At 36.6% G+C, this 6,660-nt stretch carries 8 protein-coding genes; 7 read left to right on the top strand and 1 reads right to left on the bottom strand.

Features of this window, described 5'->3' with window-relative positions:
- Nucleotides 1–43: 43 nt before the first annotated feature.
- Nucleotides 44–745, bottom strand: coding sequence for a GTPase (locus tag CK510_RS23790; protein WP_095724036.1), 702 nt, complete (start codon nucleotides 743–745; stop codon nucleotides 44–46).
- A gap of 204 nt (nucleotides 746–949) precedes the next feature.
- Between CK510_RS23790 and CK510_RS23795 the strand changes: the two genes are divergently transcribed.
- The 7 genes from CK510_RS23795 to CK510_RS31995 are packed head-to-tail and all read left to right on the top strand — an operon-like array spanning nucleotide 950 to nucleotide 6,608.
- Complete coding sequence (locus CK510_RS23795; protein WP_373695828.1) at nucleotides 950–1,357, top strand: hypothetical protein; 408 nt, start codon at nucleotides 950–952, stop codon at nucleotides 1,355–1,357.
- Nucleotides 1,358–1,359: 2 nt separating this feature from the next.
- Nucleotides 1,360–2,139: a hypothetical protein gene (locus tag CK510_RS23800; protein WP_095724037.1), complete on the top strand. Its 780-nt coding sequence runs from the start codon at nucleotides 1,360–1,362 to the stop codon at nucleotides 2,137–2,139.
- Nucleotides 2,139–3,773 (top strand): TrbI/VirB10 family protein, encoded by a 1,635-nt coding sequence (locus CK510_RS23805; RefSeq protein WP_095724038.1) that lies wholly within the window; start codon nucleotides 2,139–2,141, stop codon nucleotides 3,771–3,773. Before CK510_RS23800 ends, CK510_RS23805 begins: the two co-directional genes overlap by 1 nt.
- 11 nt (nucleotides 3,774–3,784) lie before the next feature.
- Nucleotides 3,785–4,549 carry a hypothetical protein gene (locus tag CK510_RS23810; protein WP_095724039.1) on the top strand — a complete coding sequence of 255 codons (765 nt, stop codon included), beginning with the start codon at nucleotides 3,785–3,787 and terminating at the stop codon, nucleotides 4,547–4,549.
- 17 nt (nucleotides 4,550–4,566) lie between these two features.
- Entirely contained in the window at nucleotides 4,567–5,424 is an 858-nt protein-coding gene (locus tag CK510_RS33630) for a hypothetical protein (RefSeq protein ID WP_245912358.1), read from the top strand.
- Between the two features lie 37 nt (nucleotides 5,425–5,461).
- Entirely contained in the window at nucleotides 5,462–6,412 is a 951-nt protein-coding gene (locus CK510_RS33635) for a hypothetical protein (protein WP_245912360.1), read from the top strand.
- Nucleotides 6,413–6,431: 19 nt separating this feature from the next.
- Entirely contained in the window at nucleotides 6,432–6,608 is a 177-nt protein-coding gene (locus CK510_RS31995; RefSeq protein ID WP_158224955.1) for a hypothetical protein, read from the top strand.
- The last annotated feature ends 52 nt before the right edge of the window (nucleotides 6,609–6,660 follow it).

The following is a 6,660-nucleotide window of genomic DNA, read 5'->3' on the forward strand; positions in this document are numbered from 1 at the left end:
GCAATACTATTCTGGTAGGCTTTTCATTTATTACTCTTTTATTTTACACCATATTCTTAAAAGAGTCGCACCCAAATGCTTTTGAAAGCAGTTTTATACCTCGTTTTTCATCACTACTAACTCTAGTTTCATCAAGACGGCTTACAAACCACATTGAAACCATTTGATTGACTTTAGATTTCATCAAATCTAAGTATTGTTGGTCATTACCAGTCTCTTCCAAGTCATCACAAAGACCAGGAGTATCTACAATTGTGATTTTTATACCATTTATTTTGTGTTCGTATGGCTCAACGGACATTGTAGTTGCTTCAAATTTACCAACTTTAGCTACTTCACGACCTAAAAGCTTATTAACAGTACTCGATTTTCCAACTCCTGTACGACCAGCTAAAACAAAAACTATCTTTTTATCAATTGTTCTTTTAACCTTTTCTTTTAATTCATTACTAACATGAGGTAATTTATCGATTTCTTGACAAAGGTTTTCTACAGATTCTTTTTCGCTACGTATTTCATACGTTCGTATCAGCATAAGCTCAATACCCAATTTGGTAAGGTAATCTGCAATAGCTACCGTGAGTCCCAGAACTCCAATACCTCCGAGCATACCAGCTGGTCCACCGAGTAATGCCAAAGCTGATACAATAGCTGCCCCACCCGTCAAACCTGTTGTAGCCATTACAATCAGAAGTATTACACCAGGTAATCCCAAAGCAGCAATTTTTCTAATGACTTCATCCATAAGAAACCTTCTTTACAATCAGCGAGCTTACGTTTGTAATATCTATTATTCCCAAAATACTCAATTACCTAACATCTCAGTAAGGTCTTTTTGGTTCACACAATAGCGAATCCAAAATAACAAGCCTATTTAGATGAGGATAATCGTCCCGAATGGGTCAAAAGTATTAGCGATTTTTTCAACACTAATATTTTTCAATTAGCGATGAGGGGTTGGTTATTTGCGCTTGCGTTAGCGAAGCTTACCGAAGGTATCGCTTTCCAATGGATAATCGAAGTCTGTATGTTGTTAACAGCTTTACTCGGTCCCCTAGCTGTGGGTGGTTCACTACTTCCAGTCGGTTCAAAAGCTATTTTTGCATGGCTAACTGGCTTCTTTTCGGTGGGAATGATAAAGCTTTGTTTCAATATTATTTCTGGTCTAATTTCCACAATGGTTTTGAATTCTGATAATAATGACCCAATGATTTTTGCATTTGCAATTGGGATTCTTGCTCCGATTTTATCTGTAGTTTTAGCAGCAGGGGGAGGGATGGCAGTTTTTAGAAGTTTTTCAAGTATTGCGAGTTTTGGTGTTTCTACTTTCGTTCAAAGAATGGTTAATAAAATTTAACTATGACATCAGAATCGACCAAAAATAAACGGCTGAGATTTTTAAATCGTGCTTCTAAAAAGTTCTCAAATGGAGATACTTTCGCATTATTTGCCGTTGTCACTTTTGGATTACATATTATTACGTTTTTTCTCCTTGTATTAATCTACGGTTCCTACTCACAATTAAATAAAAAACCACCTCCAACTTTAGTGCAATTAGAGACAGGTTCCGCAATAAAAGTTGCACCTTTAGGAAATCGCGATCGTACTCCCGCAGTTATCTCCCGTTTCGTCTCCGACACCATGACTCTGATGATGAATTGGTCGGGAAATTTACCACCTACCACAGTCGAAGAAAACGCAAAACCCAAACCTGATACAGGAATCAATATTGGAGAACGAGGATTGAGGGGAAACAGGGTGGTATCAGGAGCATGGCAAGCATCTCACGCATTATCAGAGGATTTTCGCAAAGAATTTTTAAAAATGTTGGCTTCGATGACACCACCAGGAGTTTTTAAAGGTAAAACCCAAGTTGTTTTGGTTCCACTTTCAATTCAATCACCGATAAAAATTGAAGAGGGGAAATGGAAAGTCAAGATGATTGCGAATCTGACTATTTTTGATAGAGGAAATAATTTAGGAGAAGTAATTTCTTTTAATAAAGAAATATTTGTAAGAGCAGTAGAAGCTCCCGAATCTCCAGCAAATGTGAGTGGTTTAGTAGCAGTAATTTATCAAGTTCGTGCTAGTGGGTTGGAAATTTATGCAATTCGAGATTTACCACAGGAGAATTTGTAATGCAGAATTTGTCAGATGAAAATAACGAGCAAGAGAATAATTGGAATGAAGAAAGTTTTGCAAAACTACTAGGTTTGAACGATGAAAAAAATTCTGATAAGAAAACGCAACTTATCGAATCAGCAGAAGTAGTGCAAGGAGAAATAAATAATCAAGATACAAATCCAATTGCAACTCATGAATTATTTGATGACCCACAACTGGGTAAAACTCAACCAACTTTTTATGGGAACCCCTTTGCCAAATTTGGTGCAGTAGGATTAGTGATGCTTGTGGTTTTTGGTGGTGCTGCGACTGTTTTAAATAGCATTATGTCGGGTAAACCCAGGATTGCACCTACAATCGCAAATCGTGAAGAAAGTAACCCAAAAGTTGAAATTGCCGATAACTCTCAAGCAACAGAAACAGGAAAGTTAAAAGCGGAATTGGCACTCTCTACCCAAGCTGAGAAAATTAAATCAGTGGAGCATTCCCAAAGACCTAAAACCCAGATTGTTAGACGTAATACTCAACCGCAAAATAATAAGTTATCTCCTACTGTAGTGCCAAGAGAAATACCCAGAAATCGAGTGACTTATGTAGCACGTCCGATACCTCAAAGAGTTAGCTATAATCCTCCTCACGCTGCTTATACACCAAGATTACAGCCAGTTGTAAATAAAGTAAATCCACCATCTTTATCAAAACCTTTACCCAAAAAAGAAGAAGTTAACCCTATAGAGGAATGGAGAGAAATTAGCAGCTTAGGGAGTTATGGGAATGTACAATTCGCATCCAATTCTAAATCTGATTCTCTGCCCAATAATACTTTAACTTCTGCGGTAGATGAACAACAAACACCAACTATTCCTCGTGCAACTTTAGTTTCATTCACATCAAACCCAAATCAAATAGTGACAACAAATAATGATTCGGAACTAGAACCACTTCATGATGAAGAAGCTTCAATTATTAACAATCAAGAAATACAACAATTAACAGTAGGTTCATCTAGTTTGGGAAAATTAGTAACACCTTTAATTTGGGCTAATAATCAAGTCAATAATGTGGATAGACAATCTAACAGCAAACAACAATCAGACAAATTTATTATCCAACTTTCTAAATCTCTAAAAACTAAAGATGGTTTTGTCATTCTCCCAAAAAACTCACAAATAATTGTTCAAGTTAAAGATATTCAGAAATCAGGATTTATCGAACTAGAAGCAACGGGAGCGGTAATTGATGGGAATGAATATTTACTTCCAGCAAATGCGATCGCAATTCGGGGTAAATCTGGTCAACCTTTAATTGCATCAAAATGGGGTGATAAAGGTGGAGAAATCGCTTCACGGGATGCAGAGACGTTTGCAGTTGGTTCTCTAGCTAAAGTAGGTAAGGTTCTTAATCAACCGAAAGAAGAACAAACCTCAACTAATAGTGATTTTGGTGGCACGAGTTCCTTCTCATCAATTAGAAGAAATCGTTCCAATATTTTGGGAGCAGTTTTGGAAGGGGGATTTGAACCTTTAACCCAACAAATTCTCCAGCGCAATCAACAAGCATTGCAGGAAATTCAGCAACGCGAAAATGTTTGGTATGTCAAAGCTGGTACTGAGGTTCAAGTATTTGTAAACCAAACTTTTCAGTTTTAGGTGAGGTTGTAATGGGCAGTATTTTATTTAATAACATAACTATTATTTGTTTAATATCTTTCCCATTTGTCAATTTACCAACAGTAAATGCTGCTGAGATTCGACAAGGTGTAAAGCAAATTTCCCAGGATATTGCGACTGGAAATAGTTCCAAGCAAATACCAGAAATTAAATTATCACCTGGATATGGGGTGAATATTTCTTTTATTAAAACTGGCGAAATCGTCGAAAAAGTATGGTTGGATAATCCTGCGATCGCATCTCTCGATGTTGATGGTTGTTTGAGTGGTTTATCACAGCAGTGCGAGCAGTCGGGAGCGACAGTCATACATTTACGACAGATTAATAAATTAAAACTGCCCCAGTTACCGAGTACAGGTACTAGCTTACTCACAGTTGTGACAAAAGGTAACTCCCAGAGGCAAGTTTATTTATTTCAAGTTGTAATGGGAAATAAAAAACCTGATTATCAAACCTTAGAAATTTTACCAAACTTCAATCCCATTCTCGAATCAAAAATTTATTCAAATATTAATAGCACTAATAAATTACAACAAATCAGTCGAGGCTTGAATATTACTAAACAACAAGGTTTAATTTCCGAGCAGTCTCGATTATGGCAACGAATTGAGAAGTTTTTTATCAATGTGCGCTCTGGAAAATCAATTAGTATAGCGGCTCGTGATAGTGGAATTTCTAGGCAATTAATTAATCGGTTAGCCGAATTAGGTAGCGATAGTGATATACAGCAAAAATTTATCAACAATTCTAAATAATTTCCAAGGATAAAATCATGAAAATGAACACAATAACTTTTACGGGATTGGGACTGTCATTATTAGTCGCAGGTGGAATTATCCTCTTTCCACAACAATACAGTATGTCGAATCCTCCAGTGACACAACAGCAAATACCAACGGTAGCTTGGCAAAATACCCGTTTACCCGATTGGAACAAAATCACCTTTTCAAATATGCCAGCAATTAGCGAACCTGGCTCATTTAAAGCACCTCAAAATGTTATCGATAAACTTGGATATAACCCCTCTCGCAGTTGGAATGCTGGACAAAAACCAGATTCATTTACAATGTTGGGCGACTTTCAAGATTCCTTCAAATTGCAACAGTTATCGCTGACCGATATTTCTCAAATTACTAATCTAGATTTAGGAAGAAGTAACTTGGGTAGTTTTGGTGTGATGAAATTACAAACTTTGGATAGCTTAGTCAAAGCTATTCCAGAGTTAAAAGATTTTCCTATTTCTCAAGTCAAACCAATTTTTGATTTATTGTCTCAAAATTTATCGACATCTTTCGATACAAATCAAACCATTGGTAATTTACTCAAGCAATCATCCCATTTAGGGAAATTAAGCTTTGATTCGTTAGATTTAAAATCCTATAATCTTAATTCGATTCCCAATATAACATCAACATCCATTGCAAGTTTTGATAAATGGCAGGGAGTGTACATTTCTGAAATCCCTGGACTCAATAAAGTCCCCTTCTCTCAATTTCCCAATCCCATCAATCCAGTGGGTACGTCCGTGGGAATAGTTGATGTTGCTTTTGCGACTGACGAACAGAAGCGAAATCGAACTGTCTCTGTAAGCAACAAAAAGCAACAAAGAAGGATTTGCCGTACCCTGTGACAAAGATTGCGCTCATACCGAGTTGTCGGGTTCCCCTGTGGTGAATGGAAAAGCTTGGATTAGTGGTAAATATCAGCTAGTCAAAGGTGGAAAAGGGATTTTAGGTTCGGTTAATGGTGGGAAAGAACCAACGGGTAGAAACCTTTTTGGTGATGCATTTAAAGTCGCGGTATGGGATGTATCGGAAGTTGATGGCATGATTTCCCAGTCGTTATTTTTCCGAGTTTGTATGCGGAATAATTTCGTTGATTTGGGATGTACTCCCTATTTTATCGGTCCCGTTCCGTTTATGACTTATAGGGAGAAGGAACCAATATTTTTGGGTAACATTGATGAGAATAAAAATTCAGTTTCGACTTCCACCGGATTGAGAAGTAGTGGTTTTCGCTTTAATAATTCTCCAATTACCACAAGCAAAAGTAATGATAAAATTGTCAATTTAATCCCAGCATCAAAAGATAATTGTAAGAATATTCATGCTTCTGGTACAAATGTTGATGCTCTGAGTTCGGCTTTATCTAACACACAAAATAATTATAACTTTGTCGGTAATTATGTATGTGACTCTTCCGGTAATTGTGGAAGAGAAATTGGAGCAATGCAGTTTATGTCATCAAATCCCGATGTGCGGAGAATTATTAGTAGTAAAGCTGGTGGAGAAGAATTTCTGGCAAAGCTAGATTCTGGAGAAAATATTACTGGTGAGGAAATGACACAATATTTCTCACCATCCGAACAACAAACTTTGATTGAATCCCAAACCAATAATTTACTATCCACAGCATCCCAACAAATTGACCCAACTACAGGTAAAAAATTTACTGGAAATAGATTAATCGAACGTGCTGCTCAAATGCAATTCGCAGGTACAAATATTTCCGTCGATTCCCAAGTTAGTAATGTTAGCGATGGAAATACGGTTAAAGAATACGGAGAAAAAACAAAAACAAAATACTCACAGAATTTACAATCCATGAATTGTTTGTAATATTATTTCTGTATTTATCATGCTGAGAAATATTGGTAAAGCTTCAAGTATTAAACTTGAAAATTATCGTTTAATATTCTTTATTGCAGCCGTAGCATTTATTGCTTCATTTCTGATTACCTATCTATCACCAAATCGCAAACTAACTGGTTGGCAGGATGCAGAAAATATGTATCCGCTCGGTAAATCGGGGTAGAAAAAAAATCAGAATGTAAATTGGTACAGACTGCATTATAGAATATGAGACA

Source organism: Brunnivagina elsteri CCALA 953, assembly GCF_002289455.1.
Taxonomy (GTDB): Bacteria; Cyanobacteriota; Cyanobacteriia; order Cyanobacteriales; family Nostocaceae; genus Brunnivagina; species Brunnivagina elsteri.

Excerpts from the sequence above, each read along its gene's own strand:
- CK510_RS23790 (WP_095724036.1), bottom strand. The coding sequence starts at position 745 with ATGGATGAAGTCATTAGAAAAATTGCTGCTTTGGGATTACCTGGTGTA.
- CK510_RS23795 (WP_373695828.1), top strand. The coding sequence starts at position 950 with ATGAGGGGTTGGTTATTTGCGCTTGCGTTAGCGAAGCTTACCGAAGGT.
- CK510_RS23800 (WP_095724037.1), top strand. The coding sequence starts at position 1,360 with ATGACATCAGAATCGACCAAAAATAAACGGCTGAGATTTTTAAATCGT.
- CK510_RS23805 (WP_095724038.1), top strand. The coding sequence starts at position 2,139 with ATGCAGAATTTGTCAGATGAAAATAACGAGCAAGAGAATAATTGGAAT.
- CK510_RS23810 (WP_095724039.1), top strand. The coding sequence starts at position 3,785 with ATGGGCAGTATTTTATTTAATAACATAACTATTATTTGTTTAATATCT.
- CK510_RS33630 (WP_245912358.1), top strand. The coding sequence starts at position 4,567 with ATGAAAATGAACACAATAACTTTTACGGGATTGGGACTGTCATTATTA.
- CK510_RS31995 (WP_158224955.1), top strand. The coding sequence starts at position 6,432 with ATGCTGAGAAATATTGGTAAAGCTTCAAGTATTAAACTTGAAAATTAT.